At 63.6% G+C, this 21,679-nt stretch carries 16 protein-coding genes; 11 read left to right on the top strand and 5 right to left on the bottom strand.

The genetic code is table 11. The features are described from left to right. Positions 1–3 precede the first annotated feature (3 nt). Positions 4–294, bottom strand: a complete 291-nt coding sequence (locus tag ACNHGR_RS12230; protein WP_475286421.1) for a hypothetical protein — start codon at positions 292–294, stop codon at positions 4–6. A 210-nt stretch (positions 295–504) separates the two neighbouring features. Between ACNHGR_RS12230 and ACNHGR_RS12225 the strand changes: the two genes are divergently transcribed. From ACNHGR_RS12225 to ACNHGR_RS12175, 11 genes are all read left to right on the top strand, one after another. After that, positions 505–2,565: a TonB-dependent siderophore receptor gene (locus ACNHGR_RS12225; protein ID WP_475286420.1), complete on the top strand. Its 2,061-nt coding sequence runs from the start codon at positions 505–507 to the stop codon at positions 2,563–2,565. 22 nt (positions 2,566–2,587) lie between these two features. Beyond that, positions 2,588–3,220: a DUF4198 domain-containing protein gene (locus tag ACNHGR_RS12220; RefSeq protein ID WP_475286418.1), complete on the top strand. Its 633-nt coding sequence runs from the start codon at positions 2,588–2,590 to the stop codon at positions 3,218–3,220. 155 nt (positions 3,221–3,375) lie between these two features. After that, positions 3,376–5,694 (top strand): TonB-dependent receptor, encoded by a 2,319-nt coding sequence (locus ACNHGR_RS12215; protein WP_475286416.1) that lies wholly within the window; start codon positions 3,376–3,378, stop codon positions 5,692–5,694. Positions 5,695–5,820: 126 nt separating this feature from the next. Continuing rightward, the gene (locus tag ACNHGR_RS12210) at positions 5,821–6,852 is read left to right on the top strand and encodes a D-alanine--D-alanine ligase family protein (protein WP_475286414.1); all 1,032 of its coding nucleotides are present in this window, start codon (positions 5,821–5,823) and stop codon (positions 6,850–6,852) included. Then, complete coding sequence (locus ACNHGR_RS12205) at positions 6,849–7,673, top strand: NTP transferase domain-containing protein (RefSeq protein ID WP_184267619.1); 825 nt, start codon at positions 6,849–6,851, stop codon at positions 7,671–7,673. The genes ACNHGR_RS12210 and ACNHGR_RS12205 overlap by 4 nt, the downstream gene beginning before the upstream one ends. Before the next feature lie 14 nt (positions 7,674–7,687). Beyond that, entirely contained in the window at positions 7,688–8,764 is a 1,077-nt protein-coding gene (locus tag ACNHGR_RS12200; RefSeq protein ID WP_475288404.1) for a sugar-transfer associated ATP-grasp domain-containing protein, read from the top strand. Further along, positions 8,761–9,933, top strand: a complete 1,173-nt coding sequence (locus tag ACNHGR_RS12195; protein WP_475286412.1) for a glycosyltransferase — start codon at positions 8,761–8,763, stop codon at positions 9,931–9,933. Before ACNHGR_RS12200 ends, ACNHGR_RS12195 begins: the two co-directional genes overlap by 4 nt. Beyond that, on the top strand, positions 9,920–10,438 hold the full coding sequence (locus tag ACNHGR_RS12190) for a phosphoribosyltransferase (protein ID WP_475286410.1): 519 nt from the start codon (positions 9,920–9,922) through the stop codon (positions 10,436–10,438). The genes ACNHGR_RS12195 and ACNHGR_RS12190 overlap by 14 nt, the downstream gene beginning before the upstream one ends. A 272-nt stretch (positions 10,439–10,710) precedes the next feature. Continuing rightward, positions 10,711–12,114 (top strand): TolC family protein, encoded by a 1,404-nt coding sequence (locus tag ACNHGR_RS12185; RefSeq protein WP_475286409.1) that lies wholly within the window; start codon positions 10,711–10,713, stop codon positions 12,112–12,114. Then, positions 12,111–13,838: an ATP-binding cassette domain-containing protein gene (locus ACNHGR_RS12180; RefSeq protein WP_475286407.1), complete on the top strand. Its 1,728-nt coding sequence runs from the start codon at positions 12,111–12,113 to the stop codon at positions 13,836–13,838. Before ACNHGR_RS12185 ends, ACNHGR_RS12180 begins: the two co-directional genes overlap by 4 nt. After that, positions 13,835–15,136, top strand: coding sequence for an HlyD family type I secretion periplasmic adaptor subunit (locus tag ACNHGR_RS12175; protein WP_475286406.1), 1,302 nt, complete (start codon positions 13,835–13,837; stop codon positions 15,134–15,136). The genes ACNHGR_RS12180 and ACNHGR_RS12175 overlap by 4 nt, the downstream gene beginning before the upstream one ends. A 118-nt stretch (positions 15,137–15,254) precedes the next feature. Here the strand turns inward: ACNHGR_RS12175 and ACNHGR_RS12170 are convergent, their stop codons facing one another. The 4 genes from ACNHGR_RS12170 to hemN all read right to left on the bottom strand — a co-directional run bounded on the left by ACNHGR_RS12170 (position 15,255) and on the right by hemN (position 21,668). Continuing rightward, positions 15,255–19,499, bottom strand: a complete 4,245-nt coding sequence (locus ACNHGR_RS12170) for a M10 family metallopeptidase C-terminal domain-containing protein (RefSeq protein WP_475286404.1) — start codon at positions 19,497–19,499, stop codon at positions 15,255–15,257. A 193-nt stretch (positions 19,500–19,692) separates the two neighbouring features. Next, on the bottom strand, positions 19,693–20,043 hold the full coding sequence (locus ACNHGR_RS12165) for a hypothetical protein (protein WP_475286402.1): 351 nt from the start codon (positions 20,041–20,043) through the stop codon (positions 19,693–19,695). Positions 20,044–20,146: 103 nt separating this feature from the next. Continuing rightward, the gene (locus ACNHGR_RS12160; RefSeq protein WP_475286401.1) at positions 20,147–20,374 is read right to left on the bottom strand and encodes a hypothetical protein; all 228 of its coding nucleotides are present in this window, start codon (positions 20,372–20,374) and stop codon (positions 20,147–20,149) included. Then, positions 20,364–21,668, bottom strand: coding sequence for an oxygen-independent coproporphyrinogen III oxidase (hemN, locus tag ACNHGR_RS12155; RefSeq protein ID WP_475288403.1), 1,305 nt, complete (start codon positions 21,666–21,668; stop codon positions 20,364–20,366). The genes ACNHGR_RS12160 and hemN overlap by 11 nt, the downstream gene beginning before the upstream one ends. Positions 21,669–21,679: the final 11 nt, after the last annotated feature.

Raw genomic sequence — 21,679 nt, 5'->3', positions numbered from 1 at the left:
CGGTCAGGCCGCGCGGGGCGGCTGCGCGTCCGCTTCGGCCAATATGTCGGAATCCGTCATGACGGCGATGCCCTGCCACCATTGGTCGAGTGGCGGGGTTAGTATTGCCAGTGCGCCATGGCGGGGGCGGGCATGCCAAATGGTGCCGTCGCTCCAGAAGCGCCATTGCGGATCGCTGTTCACCGGACTGTGGCTGAAACGAGCCTGTGCGCCGCCTATGGCAGGATCGAGAGGGCGTAATTCGCTGGGAACCGAGCGCCAGCTGCCGTCGGGATATCGCACATCAATTGCCATCGCCATCCTCCATCCCGCCATCTGTCCGTCTCAACGCGCCACAAGCTATTGAGTTCATTGCGCCTTGCATGATCTTTGCAGAATAAGCGCGGGGAATGTCCTTCTGGTTACCGCGAAGGCGGATCATTATAAATTTAAACACTGCAATTGCGAATCCATCGCATTAAATGTAACGCGCCTCTCAATCGACATATCAAAGGGGGCGTTGAAATGAATGTGAAGACGATCGCGCTGGGCAGTGCAGCCGTCATGGCCCTGTGCCACACGGCGGCTTATGCTGCAGATGAGGCCGCCGTCGCTGATACGGATCAGGACAGCATCATCGTCACCGCCGCCACGACCGGCACCAAGACGGACACGGCGCTGATCGAACTGCCCCAGCCGATCAAGGTCATCAGCGCCGACCAATATCTGTCGCAAGGCGCGATCAGCATCAGCGACACGGTGAAATATGCCGCGGGCGTGCTGGCCAATCCCTATGGCCGCGACACCCGCGTCGACGGCTTCAATGTGCGTGGCCTCGATGCGCTCCAGTTCCGCGACGGCATGCGTGACATCTTCAGCTACTATGCCAGCATCACGTCGGACCCCTACAACTTCTCCCGTGTGGAAATTGTGCGCGGCCCGGCGTCGGTGCTGTTCGGTCAGGGTTCAATCGGTGGCCTCGTCAACCTCGTTAGCAAGACGCCCGAATTCCGTACTGGCGGCGAAGTGAACCTCGTCTATGGCAGCTTCGATCGCAAGGAAGCGATGGGCGACGTCAACGTCGCGCTGGCCGACACTCTGGCGGTCCGCTTCGTCGGCCGCGTGCGCGATGCCGACACTTATGTCGATCATGTACCCGACGACCGCGTGATGTTCGCGCCGTCGATCCGCTGGCAGCCGACGCCCGACACCGATATCGTGCTGACCGGCCTCTATCAGGAGGATGACACCGGTTCGACTTCGCAATTCCTGCCGATCGTCGGCACCTTCCGCCCGAACACGGCCTATCCGGAAGGCAAGCTCGGGCAATATACTTTCGTCGGCAAGCCCGGCTGGGATCGTTATAATGGTCGATCGCTTCAGGGTGGCGGGTCCATTACCCACAGCTTCTCTGACAATGTGAAGCTCAGTCTCAAGGCTCGCTATATCGACAGCGACCTCGAATATTTCACCCATTACACCAACAGCTATTCGAATCCGCAAAATCCGTTCGAGGCGGATGGCCGGACGATCGGACTCTATGCGGACGCCAGCGACGCAAAAATGAACGTCTTCTCGACCGACAACAACGTCCAGTTCAATTTCAATACCGGTGCGAACATCGAGCACAAGCTGCTGGTCGGCATTGACTATAGCTGGAACAAGGTCGGCAAGCGTTATGCTGGCGGCTATGAGGTTATCGACCTGTACGATATCGATACCGATGCGCTGCTGACCTACGATCCCAGCGGCCCCTATACCTATGAGTCGCAAAAGCAACTCGGGGTCTATGTGCAGGACCAGATCCGTTTCTACGACCGCGTCTCGGTCGTGCTGGGCGCTCGCCGCGACCGCGTGACCGGTTCCTCGGGCCAGAAGGACAATGCCACCACTTTCCGCGCTGGCATCATCGGCGAAATCGGCGCCGGTATCTCGCCCTTCTTCAGCTATACCGAAAGCTTCCTGCCGGTCGCAGGTCGCATCGACAATGGCGACGGCAGCTTCGGCGATCCGTATCGGCCGCAGACCGGTACCCAATATGAGGCCGGCGTAAAGTGGCAGCCGGGCATTAACACGCTGGTCACCGCCACGGTCTTCAAGATCAAGGAACGCAATCGCGTCCTCTATCTTGCGGCGGGCGGCACCGCCCAGTCGGGCGTTCTCAACACCAAGGGGTTCGAGATCGAGGCCAGCCACACCCTGCCCGGCGATTTCGAACTGCTGGCCAATTATGGCTATGCGAAGCTGAAGTCGGAAACCAACACCAGCCTCGATTATATGCCGCGCCACACGGCATCGGTCTGGTCCACCAAGACCTTCGGCCTGCCTGGCGAGGCCAGTCTGCGTCTGGGCGGCGGTGTCGTCTATAGCGGCAAGAGCATCTCGACCAGTTCGATCTGGTCGATCGTCACGCCTGCCCGCACCACGGTCGATGGTCTGGCGGAGATCAACTGGAACAACTGGCGCTTTGCCCTCAATGCCACCAATTTGCTGAATAACCGCTATTATGCGTCCTGCCTGGCGCGGGGCGACTGCTTCATGGGCGCGCCACGCAACGTGATGGGCACGGTCGGTTTCCGCTTCTAAGGATGATGATGGGAGAGAAAAGATGAAGACGCTTTCTTTTGCATTGCTGGCACTGGCCGGGATGACCTCGGTCGCGCAGGCGCATGAAGTCTGGGTGGAGCGCGACGGAACCGGCCCGGCGCGCATCTATCTGGGCGAACCCGGCGAAGTCCTGCCCGAGGGTGGCGATCCGGAGTTCGAGAAGCTGAAGGCGCCCAAGCTGGTGCCGGGCTCCAGCGCTGCCCAGACCCGCAAGGCCGGCTATATCGAGGTAGCGGCGCCTGCCGGTGACGTTCGCGTCATCGACGACAGCGTGTTCGCGCCCTGGGGCGAGGAAGGCAAGAAGGAGGGCGTGATCTATTATGCCCGCGCCGGCCGCAGCGAAGCCAAGGCGGGCCTGCCGCTGGAAATCGTGCCGACCGCCGCCCATGCCGACAGCTTCACGCTGCTGCGCGACGGCAAGCCCGTGCCTGCCACCAGGCTGACCGTCATTTCGCCCGACAAATGGTCGAAGGCACTGGTCACCGACGCGCAGGGCCGGGTGACGCTGCCGATCAAGGACAAGGGGCGCTTCATCGTCACCGCGACGCAGGAGGAAAAGGGCGACCTGACCCTCGCCAACCAGAAGGTTGCGACCCTCTATCATATCGCGACGCTGACCTTCGTGAACGACTGATCGACAAGGCCGGGGAGGGCGCCGCTCTCCCCGGTCCCATTATGACAGGCCTGTCACGCGACTGACTTCGCGCCGTCAACCATCCCACATTGCACTGCAACATCGCGCAGCTAGGCCGCCCCCCGACCAAGGGTCCAAAGGGGGATTATCCGACCATGCGTATCACCACCGCTCTGCTGATGGCATCGACCGCCATCATCGCCATGCCCGCCTTCGCGCAAGATGTCGCGCCCGTCGATGCGGCCGCTGCCGATGCCGGCGCGGAGATCATCGTCTTTGGCCGCGGCGAAACCCGCCAGGTGCAGGAAATCACCAGCAAAGACATTATCACGCTGACGCCCGGCACCAATGCGCTCAAAGCCATTGAGAAGCTGCCCAGCGTCAATTTCCAGTCGTCCGACCCGTTCGGCAATTATGAATGGTCGCAGCGCGTCACCATCCGCAGCTTCAACCAGAATCAGCTTGGCTTCACCTTCGACGGCATTCCGCTCGGCGACATGAGCTATGGCAATCATAATGGCCTGCACATCACCCGCGCCATCAGCAGCGAAAATATCGGCAGCGTGCGCGTGTCGCAGGGCGCCGGCTCGCTTGGTACCCAGTCGACCGGCAATTTGGGCGGTACGGTCGAAACCTTCTCCGCTGACCCCGCCGACTATCTGAGCGGCGGCGCGCTCGGGGCGCAGGGCAACCTGACCTATGGCAGCGACGAAACCTGGCGCGCCTTCGGTCGCATTGCGCTGGGCACCCGCGACGGCATTCGCGGCTTCCTCTCCTACGGCTATGGCGCCACCGACAAGTGGAAGGGTCAGGGCACGCAGGATCAGCATATGGGCAATGCCAAGGTCGTGATCCCGGTCGGCGAAGCGAAGATCGACGGCTGGCTCAGCTATTCCGACCGCCGCGAGCAGGATTATCAGGACATGTCGATGGGCATGATCCGTCGCCTCGGCTGGAAATGGGACAACACTTACCCCGACTATGCCCGCGCGATCGACTATGCCGACCGCCTGAACGACGTTGATCTCATCAGCAATACGGGCGGATCGCCCTTCCCCGATGGCCTGTATGATTATAGCGGCGCATCGGTCGCCGGCGGTCAGGTCTATCCCGGCAACGTCACCAGCGCCGACGACGCCTATTATGACGCGGCCGGCCTGCGCAAGGACTGGCTGGGGTCGATCGGCCTGACCACGCCGCTGGGCGAAAATGCCAATTTCAAGATCAAGGGCTATTATCACAACAATAGCGGCATGGGCCTGTGGGCGACGCCCTATACCGCCAGCCCCAACGGCGTACCCATGTCGATCCGCACCACCGAATATGACATGGATCGCATCGGTGCCTTCGGTAGCGTCGATTACACGATCGGCATCCAGACGCTGAGCGCTGGCGCCTGGTATGAAAATAACAAATTCCATCAGGCCCGCCGCTTCTACGCCTTCGCCAGCCGCACCGATCCGGGCCTTTCGTTCCGCGACTATCCCAAGAACCCCTTTTTCACGCAGTGGGAGTTCGATTTCACCACCAACACCTTCCAATACCATGTGCAGGACAAGATCGACCTTGGCACGGTGACCATCAACCTGGGCTGGAAGGGCTTCAACGTCACCAACAAGGCGGATGCGATCGTCGCTTCGACCTTCCCCGAGGGCAAGATCAAGGCGCAGGACTGGTTCCAGCCCCATGCCGGATTCGCGGTCGAACTGAACCCGGAAATGGAAGTGTTCGGCGGCTTCACGCAGGTTACGCGCGCCTTCGCTTCGGCCACCACGACCGGTCCCTTCCAGACCAACCAGGCCGGCTTCGACCAGATCAGGGACGATCTGAAGCCGGAATCGTCGGATACCTATGAACTGGGCCTGCGCTACAACAGCCCCGTGTTCAACGGCGTACTGGGCGCCTACTTCGTCAACTTCCGCAACCGGTTGAATGCGGTGCAGGTAGGTAGCCCGATTCAGGGTCTGGCGTCGGCGCTCCAGAATGTCGGCAAGGTCCGTACGATCGGCGTCGAAGCGGCCGGTACCGTCAATCTGGGCTCAGGCTTCAGCCTGTTCGGCTCCTACAGCTACACCGACGCCACCTATCGCGATGATGTGTTCAACAGCTCGAACGGCACGTTGGTCGCTGCGCTGAAGGGCAAGACGGTCGTGGACAGCCCCAAGCATATGCTGCGTGGCGAGCTGAGCTATGATCAGGGTCCGGTCTTCGCCCGGATCGGCGGCAATTATATGTCGAAGCGCTTCTACAGCTACACCAACGATGTGTCGGTCCCCGGCCGCGTGATCGTGGACGCCTCGATCGGCTATCGCTTCACCGACAAGATCGAAGTGCAGCTGAACGCCAGCAACCTGTTCGACAAGAAATATATCAGCACGATCGGCTCGGGCGGCTTCGGCAACAGCGGCGACGCGCAGACCCTGCTGATCGGTGCGCCGCAGCAGTTCTTCGCGACGCTCAAGGCCGGCTTCTAAACCTGTAACGATGGACGGTTCGGTCACAAATGCGTGACCGAACCGTCATCATTTTGACCGATCGCGGTTATCCCGCTGCAACGCCAATGTAGGCGCCCTGTCACGCGCAGCCTGTAATCCGGCGACATGATCGCGACACATCCCCGCCAGATCCGCATCCCCGCCGCCGACAAGGCGCGCCTGCGCATACTCTTCCTTGCCAAGCATGCCTGTGCCGACGGCCGGCCGGACGCGCAGGATGGCAACCATGCCATCTACCATCATGAAATGCGCACCACGCTGGAGGCGATCGGCCTCCATGTCGATGTGGCGAACAGCTATGACGCGGTCTATGATCGGCCCGATACGGACTTCGTCGTCACCCTCCTCAACCGGGGTGGCTTCCAGAATAGCGAGATGCTGGCGCCGCTTCTGCTCAGCCGCCGCGACATGCCCTATCTTGGCGCCAGCCCGATCGTGCGTGGCCTGTCCGACGACAAATATCTCAGCAAGATGATCGCCCGCGCGCGCGGTGTGCCGACCATGGCGGCGCAGCTCTTCCGGCGCGGCGGCCTGTTCGAGGCGCCCGCGTTCGCGGCAGACCGTCTGGTGGTGAAGCCCAACGCCTCCTCCGCCTCCTGGGGCGTCAAGATGGTCGACACATGGGCGGAGGCCCGCGACCATGCCGACAGCCTGTTTGCGCTCGGCCATGACGTGCTGGTGGAACAATGGGCGCCGCTGCTGGACGTGGCGGTGCCGGTGGTCGGCGGCAGCGGCGGCCAGCCCTGGATCTTGCCGCCGATGATGTACGTCCCCGCCGACCCGCATCGCGAACGCAGCTATGAGGAAAAGCGCGGCCTGATCGACGCAGGCGATGATCCGCTGATCCTGGTCGAGGATGCCGAATTGCGCAGTCGGCTCGAATCGATGACCGCCGCGCTGCTGCCCGAACTCTGGCCGTTCGACTATGGCCGCTTCGAGTTCCGCTATGATCCCGTCTCCGGGCAGGTGCTGTTCATGGAAGTGAACCTGTCCTGCAACCTCTGGTCGAAAAAGACGATCTCGCGCTCAGCCGCGTCGATCGGCGTCGACCATGCCGCTTTGGTCGAAACCATCGTCGGCCATAGCCTAGCGCGTCAGGGCCTGCTGGACGAAGCCATTGTACAGGTGGCGGCATGAGCGCGCGCCATAACGAGACTAGGGCGACCGCGATTCTGCTCGCCGGGCGCCGCGACGGCGCAACCGATCCGCTGGCGCTGGCCCATGGCGTCAGCCACAAATGCCTTGTGCCCGTCGCCGGCCAGCCGATGCTGCTGCATGTGATCGACGCGCTGGTCGCCAACCGTCGCCTCGGCACGGTGCGCGTGGTTATCGAAGATCCCAAGCTGCTGGCGACCATCCCGGCGCTGCGGGGCTTGCTGCATAGCGGCCGGCTTGTCGGCGTGGCGGCGCAGCCCAATCTGGTGGACAGCGTGCTGGCGGGCGCTAAGGGCGCTGCCTTCCCGCTGCTCATCACCACCGCCGACAATGTGATGCTGACCCCAGAAGCGATCGACGAGATGCTGGACGGTTGCGCCGCACAGGGGGCGGACGCCGCCGTGGCCTTCACCCGCCGCGCGTCGGTGCTCGCCGCTCATCCGGAGGGGCAGCGCAAATTCTACACCTTCGCCGATGACGGCTATTCCAACTGCAACACCTATTGGCTGCGCGATCGCAGGGCGCTCAAGGCCGCCGAAACCTTCCGGTCGGGCGGGCAGTTCGTGAAGCATCCCGGCCGCATCATCGGCGCCTTCGGCCTCATCAACCTCATCCGCTTCCGTTTCGGCATCGGGACGCTGGATCAGGCCTTCGCCCGCTTCTCGCGCCGTTTCCGCATGACGATCAGCCCGGTGATCCTGACCGACGGGGCCGCGGCGATCGACGTCGACAATGCACGGTCGCACGGCGTCGCCACGACCTTGCTCGACCAGCGCATGTCCCTGGCGCAGGCGGCGGAGTAACGTCGTTGCTGACCGTGCGTGCGCTGCCGCTGCGGGACCGGGGCGGCAATGCCCTGTTGCGCGCCTATCATGACGGGCTGGTCCGGCACTGGACCCCGGTGCAGCGCTTCGCCGGCCATATGTTAGCCGCGCTGGGGCGGGGCGGCTGGACGCCGGCCGAGCGGCTCTATCTGGGCGACTCGGTGCGCGGGCAGGGGCTCAGCATGCGCGATCGCAAGGGACTGCATCGGCTGCTCAATCCGGCCGCCTTCCCGCTCGCCGCCAATCCGCTGAAGAACAAGCAACTCTTCGCCCAGATGGCGGCCGGCCTGCCGCTTCCCGACGCCTGCGATCCCGATCGGCAGGATCTGGACCTATGGCTCTCCCAACAGGGCGATATCATCGCCAAGCCCAGCTATCGGTCAAAAGGGCAGGGGGTTGAGCGTTTCGTCCGCGACGGCAAAGGCTGGCGCGGGGGCGATCGGGTGCTGGACGCTGCCCAGTTTGCCACCCATCTGCGCCGCGTGTGGCGGCAGGGCGGGGTAATTCAGCAAAGGCTGCCGACCCATCAGGCTCTGGCCGCCATGTCGCCGGGCGCCTTGCCGACATTGCGTGTCGTCACCTGCCTGAACGAACAGGGCGCGCCGGAAATCTGCGACATGGCGCTGCGCCTGTCGGCCGGCGGGCCGCGCCCTGTGGATAATTTCAACGCCGGCAATCTGGTGCTGGCAGTCGATGATGCAGGACTCTGCGGCCCGGCCTGGCGCAGCGGTGGCAAGCGGCCGCCCTCCCGCCATAGCCGTCATCCCACTACCGGCGTACCGATTGAAGGTGTGCTGCTGCCCGATCATGCGGCGGCGCAGGCACTGGCGATCCGTGCGCATGAGCGGTTCCGCGACGGTTTCACCCTGATCGGCTGGGATATCGGTCTGACCGCGCAGGGACCGGTGCTGATCGAGGGCAACTGGAATCCCGGCACCGACATCGTCCAATTGGTGAGCGGCCGGGGACTTGCGGACAGTCGACTCGGAATCCTCTATCGTCACGCACTGGCGCGGCTGACGCCGACCGACTGGCGTGACGCGCGGGTGGTGCAGCGGGACCGGCGATGAAGATCGCCCTTTATGTGCACGCGCTGGCGGCGACCGGCGTGGTCCGCAATGTCCGCCTGCTCGCCGCAGACTTTCGGGCGCGGGGGCATGTTGTGGAATTGCTGACCGCGCTGCCCGGCGGCACGGCTGTGGACGGCGTACCGCATCATGCGCTGCTGCCCGATACAAGTGGATCGCGCCTGCTCCAGAAATGGCGGGCCATGCCCCGTCTCCACGCGCACCTGCGCAGGCAACGGCCCGACCTGCTGATCTCCGCCGGCAACCATGGTCATCTGACCGCCCTGCTGGGCAGCCGCATGCTGCCGGGGCTGCGCCGTGTCTATCGCATCAGCAACGACCTGCGCCGCGCAGCGCCGGGTACGCCCAAAAGCACGATCCGTTCGATCGGCCGATCGCTGGTTGCGTGGCTGCTGGCGGCGGACGCCGATCATCTGGTGCTGGTTTCGCCGACGCTCGCCAACGACACGCCTACTTTCGGTCGAGCGCTGGCCCAGGGCCGAGCCACCATCATCGAAAATGCGATCGACCCCACCATCGCCTGCGCACGCGCCGCCGGTCCATCGCCTCATGGCTGTTTCGACGATGGCATTCCAGTGATTATCGCCATCGGTCGCCTCGCACCGCAGAAGAATTTCGGCACTTTGCTCGCCGGCTTCGCCCAACTCAAACAGAGCGGCACCGCGGCCCGCCTCGTCATATTGGGCGAAAGTCGCGATAGCTCGCAGCAGAGGCTGCGGGAACAGGCGGACGCTCTCGACATCGGCTCAGACCTGCTGCTGCCCGGTACGGTCGACAACGTCTTTCCCTGGCTTGCCCGCGCCGCCGCCTTCATCCTGCCCAGCTGGTGGGAAGGATCGGCCAATGTGCTGCTGGAGGCGATGGCGCTCGACAGACCCGTCGTGGCTTCGCACAGCGCGGGCAATGCGGCGTCGGTGCTGGATCAGGGGCGCTACGGATTGCTGGTCGATCCGGCAGACCCGGCGGCGATGGCGAATGCTCTGCGCCAGCAGATCGATCCGGCCATGGCGATCCGGCCGGGCGACCGTATCGCCGCCTATCGGCTGGATGCGATGTTCGATCAATGGGCCATGCTGCTGGACGGGTGTGTCCCGCATTGCCGCCATCGGCCGGACAGGCTAATTCCCGTCCTCACCCATGAGCGACGATAGCCCCATCCTCCACCCCATAACCCATGACCGCTTTCTGGCCGATGTGCAGGCATTGGCCAGCGCGATCGAGGCGCGGGACTGGGCGCCCGATTTGCTGGTGGGCGTCGGGCGGGGCGGGCTGGTGCCGGCTGTCTATCTTTCCCACCGGTTGAACCGGCCGATGCTGTCGATCGATTATAGCAGCGCATCGGCGGATGCGGTGCTGGCCGATGTGGCGGCGCGGAGCGCTGCCGGCACCCGGTTGCTGATCCTCGACGATATCAACGACAGCGGCGGTACCATCGCCGAACTGCGCGAAAGGCTTCGCGACAAAGGCGCTGCCATGGCCCATCTGCGCTTTGCCGTGCTGCTCAACAACAACCGCTCGGGCCAGCCTGTCGATTATTGGTCGGAGATGATCGATCGCACGACCGACAAGCGCTGGTTCGTCTTCCCCTGGGAAGCGCTGGCCACGCAACAGGCGATCGTGGATGAGGCGTTGTCCGTGCCGGATCGGCTGGCCTGACGCAGTGCTGCCATAGTGTATCGAAAGTTCAGCATATCGAAATCGCTGCCTCATCGAAATGATCGGCCGGCTTCGGTTCGTCGAACATTACAGTGGATGTAAGTTGCCAGCGCAATCTTTCTGGGGCATGCAGAAATAAACTGGGGCTCTGCCATTTTTTCGTGAAATGTGGCAGAGTACTGGAGGGGGCTTGTTCGCGCGGCCGGGGCACTGTGCTTGTGTTACATCGCTGGTTAGTCAGAAGGGGGCTCGACCTCCGCGATTCCGGGCGCGTGGCGATCGCGCTTGCGATGATGGCCTGCGTCCATGGCCCGGCGGTCGGTGCTGCCAATGCCCCGCGCCGCCTGGTGCAGCCGGTCAATCCACGCCCCTTCACCGCACCGGTTGCGGATGATCCGCTGCTGGCGCTGGCCAGGCCGGCGGCTGCCGATCCGTTGTTCCGGTCGGAGATAGAGGCGGCGATCCGCAACAACCCGTTGCTGGACGAGGCCCGCGCGAGCGAGCGCGAGGCGCGTGCGGCGCGTACCCAGGCGCGATCATTGCTGTTCCCCACGGTCGACCTGTCGGTCGATGCCAATCGCTCCTTCGCGCGCAATTTCTCCAACGATGTCGGCAATATCATCGAGCGGTCGCGACCCGAGGGGCGGACCGACGCGACCGCATCGGTGCGGCAACGTCTGCTGGATTTCGGTGCGGCGTCGAGCCGCATCAACGCCGGCAACGCCCGCGTCGATGCCGCGCAGCAGGGCCTGCTGGGCTATGGCGAGGAAGTGGGGCTGCGCACCATCACTGCCTGGTATTCGGTCTTCGCCCAGCGACTGATGGAGCAGGCGGCGCTGGAATATATCGCGCGCCAGCAGCAATTGCGCCATGGCCTCGAACGGCGGATCGACCAGGGCTTTTCGGCGCAGGGCGACTTGCCGCGCGTCGACAGTTCGATCGCCAATGTTCAGACGCGGCTGGCCGGCATAAGGCGCGATCTGGCAACGGCAGAGGCGCAATATCGCGCGCTGGCCGGCCATGATGCGCCGCCGGCGCTGACCCGCGCCATCTTGCCGCCCGATGCCATGAACGATGCCGATGTGCTGGACGCCATCGTGCTGCGGTCACCCGTCGTCCGCAAGGCGGAGGCGGAGGCGCGAGCGGCACGGCAGGAGGCGCGCGCCACGCGGTCGGAACGTTTGCCCACCATCGCTGCCGGGGTGGATGCGGGCCGCTATGGCGTCTTTGAAAATCCCGGCGACTATGATGTGCGCGGGCGCATCATCGTGCGGGCGCAACTGGGCGCCGGCTTCAATGCCAAGGCCGATCAGGCGACGGCACGGGCCGATGCGGCGGATGCCTATGCCAACCGGGTCCGGCAGGAAGCGATGCGCGACGCGCAGATGGCGCTATCCGACATTCGCGGGCTGGAGGATCAACTCGCAGCGGCGGAGGCAAGCTATATCGCCAACCGCAACACGCGCGACGTCATCGCCACCCGGTTCGACGTTTCGCAGGGCACCCTCTACGACCTGCTTTATGTCGAGGATAACTACTTCTATTCCATCGCCAATTTTATTCAGACACTGGCAGAACGGGATGTCTCGCGCTTCGCCCTGCTCAGCCGGACGGGGCGGTTGCTGCCCAGCCTTGCTATCGCCGCCAATCCTTCGGACCGGATGGAAACGCCATGACCGACCAGCCCCTGATCGCCGCCGCCCGGCAACGCTTCGCGCCATGGCTGATCGAGCCGATGCTGCGCAACAAGGGCACCTATATCAAGGTCGGTATCGCCGCGGCGATGATCAATCTGTTCGCCATGGTCTCGTCGCTGTTCACGATGACGGTCTACGACCGGGTCATTCCCAATGATGCCTCCTCCTCGCTGGTGGGGCTCAGCATCGGGCTGGTGATCGTGGTCGTCTTCGATTTCGTGCTGCGGCTGCTGCGCGTCTATTTCGTCGACATCGCCGGCGCCAATATCGATTATGAGGTGGGCGACACATTGTTCGCCAAGCTGCTGTCGATGCGACTGGACAAGCGGGCGGGGTCCACTGGCACGCTCACCGGCCTGATGCGCGAACTGGAAACGCTGCGGGATTTCTTCGCCTCGGCGACGCTGACCGCGATCATCGACGTGCCTTTCATCATCATCACCCTGGCGGTCATGACCATGCTGGGCGGCATATTGGTGCTGCCGCCGCTGGCGATGATCCCGGTCGTCGTCATTGCCGGCCTTGTCACCAATCCGGCGCTGGATCGTCTGTCGGCCGCCAGCCTGGGCGACGGGCTGCGCAAGCAATCGGTGCTGGTGGAAACCGTCGGCAGCCTGGAGACAGTCAAGGCGATCGGTGCCGGTGGCATGCTGGGCGATCGGTGGCGGATGGCACTGAAAAGCCATGCGCACAGTTCGCTCAGCCAGCGCCTGACGGCATCCATCGCCATGACGGTGGCGAACAGCGCGAACATCATCGCCTATTGCGGCATCATCATTCTGGGCGTCGGCCTGATCCGCGATCATGTCATCACCACCGGCGCCTTGCTGGCCTGTTCCATCCTGTGCGGCCGCGCGATCGCGCCGCTGGCGCAGATCGCCAACCTGCTGGCCCGCCTGTCGGCCACGCGCATCGCCTGCCGCCAGATCAACACGCTGATGGATACGCCCAGCGAAGGACCGGCGGGTGAACCGTTGCAGCCGGCGCGGCTGCTGGGCGCGATCGAACTGCGCAATGTCGCCTTCCGCTATCCCCGCGCCGCCGAAAAGGCGCTGGACCAGATCAGCCTGTCGATCGCACCGGGAGAACGGGTGGGCTTTCTCGGCCGGGTCGGATCGGGCAAGTCGACGCTCGCCCGGCTGATCCTGGGCCTGTATGAGCCGCAGGAAGGTGTCGTCATGATCGACGGCACGGACGTGCGCCAGTTCGACCCCGCCCGGCTGCGCGGCTTCATCGGTGCGGCGATGCAGGACAATGTGCTGATCGCCGGATCGGTGCGCGACAATATCTGCCTCGACCGGCCCGGCATCGACAATGACGAAATGCTGCGCGCCGCCTCGCTCAGCGGCACCCATGGCTTCATGGGCAAGATCGTCAACGGCTATGACCTCAAACTGGCGGACCGGGGCGATGGTCTGTCCGGCGGCCAGCGTCAGTCCATTTCGCTGGCCCGTGCGCTGGCCGGGCGGCCACCCATCCTGGTCTTCGACGAACCGAGCAGCGCCATGGATTCGCAGACCGAAACCGACCTGATCGACCGGCTGCAACCCGAAGTGGAAGGGCGCACGATGCTGCTCATCACCCATCGCCCGTCCTTGTTGCGACTGGTCGACCGGATCATCGTCCTGGAGCAGGGGCGGATCGCTGCTGACGGGCCGCGCGATGTCATCCTGCAACGTCTGACGCGGGGCAAGGCAGCATGAACGACGACGTCCAGCGGCCGGGCGCCATGCACATCCGGCCCGCCATACCGGCCAATATCTTCCTCTGGGCGATCGTCGCCTTCCTGCTGATCTTCCTGCTCTGGGCCGGCCTCACGGAGATTGACCGGACGGTGCGTGCGAACGGCCGGGTCATCCCCAGTTCGCAGCTTCAGGTCATTTCCAACCTGGAAGGCGGCGTGGTGGAAACCATCCTCGTGAAGACCGGGCAGGATGTGAAGGCGGGCGCCCCGCTGATCCGCCTCAGCCCGATCCAGCCGGGTGCCGAACTGGCCAGCAATCGCGCCAGCGGCGATGCCCTCAGCCTCAAGATATTGCGGCTGGAGGCGGAAATTGCCGGCCGGACGCCGGCTTTCCCCGCCGCGCGCAACCCCAGCATGGCCAGCCAGATCGCCGTTGAGCAAAGCCTCTATCGCGCGCGGATGGCGGAACTGGCGAGCCTGTCCAATGTCGGGTCGGCCCGCGTCACCCAGGCGCAGCGCGGTATTGGCGAGGCGACGGCCGCGCAGGCGGCGCGCATTTCCGCGCGCGACACGGCGCGGGTTGACCTTGACCTGATGCGGCCGTTGGTGCGCGAAGGGATAGAATCGCGCCGATCGCTGCTCCAGGCGGAGAACAGCTATAGCGTTGCCACCAGCGAGGCCGCGGGCGCCGGTGCCGCGCTCAGCCGCGCCCATTCGATCCTGGCGGAAGCGCAGGCCAGCGCGATGCAGCAGAAGCGCGACTGGATCGCGCGCGCCGGAGACGAGCTCACGGCCGCCCGCGCGGAAATGGGCGTGCGCGAAGCAAGCATGCCGGCCTATGAATATAAGCTCGATCGCACCGTGGTGCGCGCGCCGCTGGACGGGCGCGTCAACCGCGTGTTCGTGACGACGGTGGGCGGCAGCGTGCGGCCCGGCGACCCGCTGCTCGAAATGGTGCCGGTCCGCGACAATCTGCTGGTCGAGGCCATGGTGGCGGCGAAGGACATCGCCTCGGTCCGGCTTGGCCAGCGGGCGAAGGTCGAAATATCGGCCTATGACAGCGCCATCTATGGGTCGATGCAGGGACAGGTGGTTGCCATCTCACCCGATGCCGTCGTCAATGAGCGTACCGGGGAAAGCCATTATCTCGTCCGGGTACGAACGAGCACCGATGCCATTCTGGACAAGGACGGGCATCGCCTGCGTATCGGCCCCGGCATGGGCGCCAATGTCAACCTGCTTGGCGACAAGCGCACTGTGCTCGCCTATATCCTGACCCCGCTTACCCGCCTCAAGGAAACCGCCTTCCGCGAATGATCTTGCGCCTTCCTGTTCGGCAGGGGGCGGGTTGATTGATGGCGGCGGCGGGACAACGCAGACAAAAAAAGGGCCACCCGACGGATCGGGTGGCCCTGCTGCTGTCGGTCGTGCGGGGTTACACGACCACGAATTCTGCCGGCACCATCGCCAGTCCGGAACTGAGCGTTGCGAACTGGATCGCAGCGGTCGCGCCCGTACCGTCGGCGTCGAACAGAAGCGCACCGGTCGCCTGGTTATAGATGATCCGATCGGTTGCATCATGGGCGGCGGACCCGATGAAGAACTGATCGGCAGCCAGCGTCCCCAGCGCAAGGCCGGTGAAGATGGCGTCATCCAGCTGGATGGTATCGTCCGCCACGACATAGTCGGTGACCGAATCGACATTCCCGCCGCCCAGAGCCGATGCGAAGAGGAAGATGTCGGCCCCGGTTCCGCCAGTCAGCGTATCCGCACCGGTCCCACCATCGAGCACGTCGTTGCCGGCGGCACCGTTCAGCACATTCTGGCCGCTGTTGCCGATCATCGTCTGAGCCAGGCCGTTACCGGTGCCATTGATGTTGGCGGATCCGGTCAGGATGAGCTTTTCGATATCCCTGCCAACCAGAGAATAGCTCACGCTGGCATAAATGATATCGCCGGAACCGCCGGTGCCATTCTCGACCACATTGTCGCCGCTGTTATCGACATAATAAATGTCGTTGCCGATATCGCCGGCCATATAGTCAGCGCCGGCCCCGCCATTGATCGTGTCGTTGCCTCCACCGCCATAGATGGCGTTCGCGCCGCCATTGCCGGTCAGGGTGTCGTTATAGGCCGTGCCGGTCAGATTTTCGATCCCGGTCAGCGTGTCGGTACCACCCCCGCCGGTATTTTGTGCACCGGCGATGGCCAGGCTTACGGTAACCCCGGCCGTCATGCCGGCATAGGTCACCATGTCGGTCCCGGCGCCGCCATCCATAGTGTCGTCGCCCGTGCCGCCGTTCAGCGTGTCGGCGCCATCGCCGCCTTGCAGCACGTCATTGCCACCCAGCCCGTTCAGTTCGTTGTCGCCGCTATTGCCGATGATGGTCTGGGCCAGGTCGTTGCCGGTCCCGTTGATGGCGGCCGAACCGGTCAGCGTCAGCCGTTCGATATGGCGCCCGGCGAGACTGTAGGTGACGGAAGAGATGATCCGGTCGTCTGTGCCGCCGCTCGCCAGATTTTCCACAACATTGTCGCCAACATTGTCGACATAATAAGTGTCGTTGCCAACATCGCCCACCATATAGTCGGCTCCGGCACCACCATTGAGGGTGTCGTTGCCGACACGCCCATATAGTTCGTTGTTGCCGCCATTGCCCGTCAACGTATCGCTGTAGGGGGAGCCGGACAGATTTTCGATCCCGATCAGCGTATCCATGCCAGCATTGACGGTATTCTGCGCCACGGCGATGGCCAGGCTGACGGTTACGCCGGCGGCGGCACCGGCGTAGTTTGCCGTATCGATATCCGCACCGCCATCGATGGTGTCGTTGCCCAGGCCGCCATTCAACTGGTCATTGCCAGCACCACCTTGCAGAACGTCATTGCCGTCCAGGCCGTTCAGCGTATCGGCGCCAGCATTGCCGATCAGCCGGTTGGCTGCGGCCGATCCGGTAATCGTGTCATTGCCCGACCCGGTCGTCGCATTCTCCACGCTGGCCAGCGTGACCAGACCGGAGCCGCCACTCAGCACAAATTCGCCTTCCGTCAGGTTGACGATGAAATTGCCGGTCAGGGCTGTGCCGTCGATCGTGTCCGTGCCGGTGCCGCCCGAAAAGAGTTCGCCATAGCCGCCATTCCAGCCGCCAACGACCTTGAAAACGTCGTCGCCGGCCTCACCATAGGCGACGTCGACGCCGGCGCTGCCATTGATGATGTCATTGCCGTCGCCGCCGACCAGAATGTCGTCGCCATAGCCGCCGTTGATCGTGTCGTTGCCCCCGCCACCATTGATCTGGTCGTCACCATAATTGCCGTTCAGCACATTGCCTGCACTGTTACCGGTGATGGTGTCGGCCAGTTGGGTGCCATCGACATTCTCGACATTGACGATGGTATAGGGTCCGCCAAAGCTGGGATTGAAGTCCCATGTGCCAGCGGCGAGATTGACCGTGGCACCATAGTCGACCGTATAGTTGCTCAGATCGAGCCGGTCCGTGCCAGTGCCGCCGTCGATATTGTCGCCAAATTCGCCCTGCAGCACCTGAAATACGTCATTGCCAGCTTCACCAAAGACATTGTCGGCGTTGAAACCGCCCTGGATGATGTCGTTGCCGTCACCGCCATAGATGGTGTCTGTGCCGCCATCGCCCTTGAGCGTATCATTGCCGGCATTGCCGCGCAGGACGTTGTTGCTGAAGTTACCGGTGATGGTGTCGGCCAGCTGCGTGCCATCGACATTTTCGACGCCAGTGATGGTGTAGGGGCCGCCAAAGCTGGGGTTGAAGTCCCAAGTGCCGGTGCTGAGATCGACGGTTGCGCCATAGGTTGCGGTATAATCGCTCAGGTCGAGCCGATCGGTGCCCGTGCCGCCGTCGATATTGTCGCCAAATTCGCCTTGGAGCACCTGGAAGACGTCGTCGCCGGCCTCGCCAAAGACATCGTCTTCACCGAAACCGCCCTGGATGATGTCGTTGCCGTCACCGCCATAGACGGTGTCGTTGCCGATTCCGGACTTCAGCACGTCATCCCCGCCATTGCCGCGCAGGACGTTGTCGCTGCTGTTGCCGGTGATGGTGTCGGCCAGTTGGGTGCCGTCGACATCTTCCACGCCGGTGATGGTGTAGGGACCGCCAAAGCCGGGGTTGAAGTCCCAGCTGCCGGCGCCGAGATCGACAGTTGCGCCATAGGTTGCAGTATAATTGCTCAGGTCGAGTCGATCGGTGCCCGAGCCGCCGTCGATATTGTCGCCAAATTCGCCCTGCAGCACCTGGAAGACGTCGTTGCCGCCCTGGCCGTAGACAAAGTCGGCGTTGAAGCCGCCCTGGATGACGTCGTCGCCGTCGCCGCCATAGATGGTGTCGGTACCGCCACCGCCCTTCAGCAGGTTGCCCACGGCATTGCCGGTGATCGTATCGTTGCCCGAACCGCCGGTCGCATTCTCGATCAGCGACGCATTGCTGCCACCGAAGGTCAGCGCGTTGAAGATGTTGCCGCGGGCATAGTTGCCACCGCCCAGATAGGCCTGCTGCGTCCCACTGAATAGCGAATAGCCGCCGGGCGTCAGGTCGATGGTGAGGTTGTTGCTGTAAGCGGACAGGTCGTAGGTATCGACGCCGCCGCCGTCCCAGATGGTCGCAAAGATGCGATTGGCACCGGGCTGGATGGCGATCTCGCCATTGATATAGGTGATACCCGTGGTCGGGTTCCAGCTATAGGTCGTGTTTTCGGAATGAACCGTATAGTCCGCGCCATACATGGTCTGGAGCGCCGCGATGTCGAGCATCATGTAGGTCTGCGGTGCGCCGAACTGTTCGTAGCTGTAGCCGGTCAGCGGTGCGCCGACATAGCTGCGATAGGTCATGACCGAAAATTCGATCGAGTCCCACGCCGTCGGGAGGGCGGTGTTGCTGACGCCACCCAGTTCCTGTCCATGCTTCAGGCCCAGCGAGTGCCCAAGTTCGTGCAGCATGGTATGCCAGGCATAATTGCCCGCCACCGGATTTTTCAGCGAGTTGGATGTGCCGTCATAGGCATTGCCGAAGAACGTGTCGCCGCCATAGATGTTATTGGCCGGATAATAGGCATAGGCGGTCGGGGCATCGCTGGAATTGGCGCCGCGAATGGTCGCCGTGGCGCTGCCTGCGCCACTATAATCGATAGTCAGGTTGGTGAAGCCTTCGATCGAAAAGCCGTAGGCGCCCGCCAGCTGTGTATAGGTGAAATCATTGAGCGCACTATGCATCGCCAGCAGCTGTTGCGGCGTGAATTGGGAAAAGCCCTCATTCTGCGCGCTGATTCCATCGCCGTCGCTGTCGGAAAAATAGCCCGACTGATAATCGGCGTTCGAATCGACATCCGAATAGGTGATGGCACCGGCCCATTTGACGCCGCGCAGGATGCCGTCGATCTTGGCATCACCGGTGGCGCCGACGGCGGCCGTGGTGGACGCGCTGCCATTTTCTGCGAGATCGCCCGAGCTGGACGGCGGCGTTGCCGGCGGTTCGGGCGCATCCATCGGGTAGAGCAGTCGCACTTCGCCGCGAACCTGCGCTTCGCGCGACAGCGACCAGGCGCCTGTAAATTCAGGGCCGGAACCTGCGGCGTCGGAAGTCGACGGCAGGGAATAGTCGGGGGTTAACTTAACCTTGACGGGGCCTGAGCCAGTGACCTTGAACATACATCCTCCTAAAGAGCTTAGAGGCTGACACGTTCACTGTGTCGATTGGCGACCGTTTTGTTGTGCGCACTCATGGCACTATTTCCAATTCGTGCCAAGCATTACATTATGGCAATAAATCAAGGACATACTATTAGGGAAAGACTAGAATATTGTATTGTCTCGACTTTTGGAAAAGCGACTCTATGCAAAATCAGGACGTCGTGTCGCAATTGCGCCGGTCTGCGTCGGGACATGGGCTGGAAACATCCTTGTGCGGGGACTTGGCGCCCAGCGCCGCGGCCCTGCGGCTGGCTTCGTCGGCCAGTCTGTGACCGGGATGGCGCTGTGCAAACAGCGTATAGGCCTGCGCCGTGCCCTTACGCTCGATCGCCGCGAATTCGGATCGAATGGCGTCTTCGGGATCGGCCGGCGGCGCCATGATGCCGCCGGTGCCGGGCAGCTTGCGGGTTTCCGTCGGTGGAGCCGGTTCATCCGCCTGCGTGTCGCTCACGCAGCCATTAGCGAGAAGGCTCAATATCAAGACATGCGCGGGGTTCGTCATGAACCGCTCCATCATCCACTATGACTGAAGATATGCTGCGCCCTTGTGCAGCGATGCTATCATGGGGTGTGGCTCGCGACAATGGGATGAAAGTCGGGCCTGTCTAGCGCTTGCCCCGCCCCGGTTCGCCTGCGAGGGGCTTCTGCCGATCGCCGACACATAATATCGCATGGCACGCACCACCGGATATGGGCGGCGGCATGGGCTCGCCATGACCGGGCGGCGGCGTGCCGCAAAAGGATATGCGGTGCGCAGCCGCCGGTGCCGGCAACACCCCGATCGCCAGATTGAGGCAAGCGAACATCGCCAGCCAAAGCGCGTCAGACCGCATGGCTGAACCGCTTTTCCTCGACCGCCAGATAGGCGTCGAAACGGGCAGCAATGGCGCGGGCATAGGGGCGGGCGGCGGGCGTCAGCAGCACCCGCCCCTCGCTGCACTGGACCAGCCCCAAATCTTCGAACCTGGACAGATCGGGCATCGGCGTCGTGCCGACATGCGCCTCGCCGCGACACAGCAGCGCTTCGATGATGCGCCCGCGCCGCCGATCCTCGCCATGGCGCAGCACTCCGCGCGTGGCGGCGAAGCGGCCTGCGGCGATGTGTTCACGCCATGCCCCGGCACGCTTCTCATTCTGGATCAGCAGGTCGGGAAAGGCGCTGATCGCACTCGCGCCCATGCCGATCAGCACATCGGCATCATCCTCGGTGAAGCCCTGGAAATTGCGCCGCAGTCGGCCCTCCCGCGCGGCCCGTGCCAGGCTGTCGCCGGGCAGCGCGAAATGGTCGAAGCCAATCGCCTGATAGCCGGCCGCGACCAGCCGGTCATGCCCCTGCGCTGCCATGGCGAACCGGCTTTCGAGATCGGGCAGGTCGCTGGCGTCGATCCGCTGCTGGCGCGGCAACAGGCGCGGCATATGCGCATAGCCGAACAGCGCGATCCGCGCCGGGGCCATGGCGATGCTGGCGTCGAGCGTCGCGACCAGATCGTCCATCCCCTGTCCCGGCAGGCCGTACATCAGGTCGAACCCTACGGAGACGCCGGCGCGCGCGAATCCCTCCACCGCGCGCTCCACCATGTCGTGCGGCTGGACCCGGCCGATCCGCGCCTGCACCGCCGGGGTGAAGGTCTGCACGCCCAGATTGACCCGGTCCACTCCCATGGCCGCCATCGCTGCGATCCACTGGCTGTCCAGTCGGCGCGGGTCCAGCTCCACTGAAATCTGCGCGTCACCCGCATCGAAACAGCGGGTCAGTTGTTGCAACAGGCGGATGAAATCGACCAGCGGCAGCGAGTTGGGACTGCCCCCGCCAAAGGCGATGCGCCGCACCCGGCCCCGTCCGCCCAGCCGGGCGGCGACCATCGCCATCTCCCGCTCCAGCGCCTCGACATAGGCCGTCAGGCGCTGGGTGCGATTGGCCGCGCCGGTGTTGCAGCCGCAATACCAGCATATGTCATGGCAATAGGGGATATGGATATAGAGCGACAGCGGTGTCTCCGCTTCCAGCCCGTCCAGCCGCGCCAGCAGGTCCGCCTCACCCACCGTCTCGCTGAATTGGGCGGCGGTGGGATAGCTGGTGTAGCGCGGCACCGGCCGGGCGAGCAGATCGGGATGATAGGTCCACATGGCTGCCGGAT

Source organism: Sphingobium sp. RS1 (assembly GCF_056156825.1).
The sequence above is the reverse complement of the archived record's forward strand: the minus strand, read 5'-3'. Positions and strand labels throughout refer to the sequence as shown.

Bases quoted from the DNA above. Each gene is read 5' to 3' on its own strand.
- ACNHGR_RS12230 (WP_475286421.1), bottom strand. From the start codon at position 294: ATGGCAATTGATGTGCGATATCCCGACGGCAGCTGGCGCTCGGTTCCC.
- ACNHGR_RS12225 (WP_475286420.1), top strand. From the start codon at position 505: ATGAATGTGAAGACGATCGCGCTGGGCAGTGCAGCCGTCATGGCCCTG.
- ACNHGR_RS12220 (WP_475286418.1), top strand. From the start codon at position 2,588: ATGAAGACGCTTTCTTTTGCATTGCTGGCACTGGCCGGGATGACCTCG.
- ACNHGR_RS12215 (WP_475286416.1), top strand. From the start codon at position 3,376: ATGCGTATCACCACCGCTCTGCTGATGGCATCGACCGCCATCATCGCC.
- ACNHGR_RS12210 (WP_475286414.1), top strand. From the start codon at position 5,821: ATGATCGCGACACATCCCCGCCAGATCCGCATCCCCGCCGCCGACAAG.
- ACNHGR_RS12205 (WP_184267619.1), top strand. From the start codon at position 6,849: ATGAGCGCGCGCCATAACGAGACTAGGGCGACCGCGATTCTGCTCGCC.
- ACNHGR_RS12195 (WP_475286412.1), top strand. From the start codon at position 8,761: ATGAAGATCGCCCTTTATGTGCACGCGCTGGCGGCGACCGGCGTGGTC.
- ACNHGR_RS12190 (WP_475286410.1), top strand. From the start codon at position 9,920: ATGAGCGACGATAGCCCCATCCTCCACCCCATAACCCATGACCGCTTT.
- ACNHGR_RS12180 (WP_475286407.1), top strand. From the start codon at position 12,111: ATGACCGACCAGCCCCTGATCGCCGCCGCCCGGCAACGCTTCGCGCCA.
- ACNHGR_RS12175 (WP_475286406.1), top strand. From the start codon at position 13,835: ATGAACGACGACGTCCAGCGGCCGGGCGCCATGCACATCCGGCCCGCC.
- ACNHGR_RS12170 (WP_475286404.1), bottom strand. From the start codon at position 19,499: ATGTTCAAGGTCACTGGCTCAGGCCCCGTCAAGGTTAAGTTAACCCCC.
- ACNHGR_RS12165 (WP_475286402.1), bottom strand. From the start codon at position 20,043: ATGACGAACCCCGCGCATGTCTTGATATTGAGCCTTCTCGCTAATGGC.
- ACNHGR_RS12160 (WP_475286401.1), bottom strand. From the start codon at position 20,374: ATGCGGTCTGACGCGCTTTGGCTGGCGATGTTCGCTTGCCTCAATCTG.
- hemN (WP_475288403.1), bottom strand. From the start codon at position 21,668: ATGTGGACCTATCATCCCGATCTGCTCGCCCGGCCGGTGCCGCGCTAC.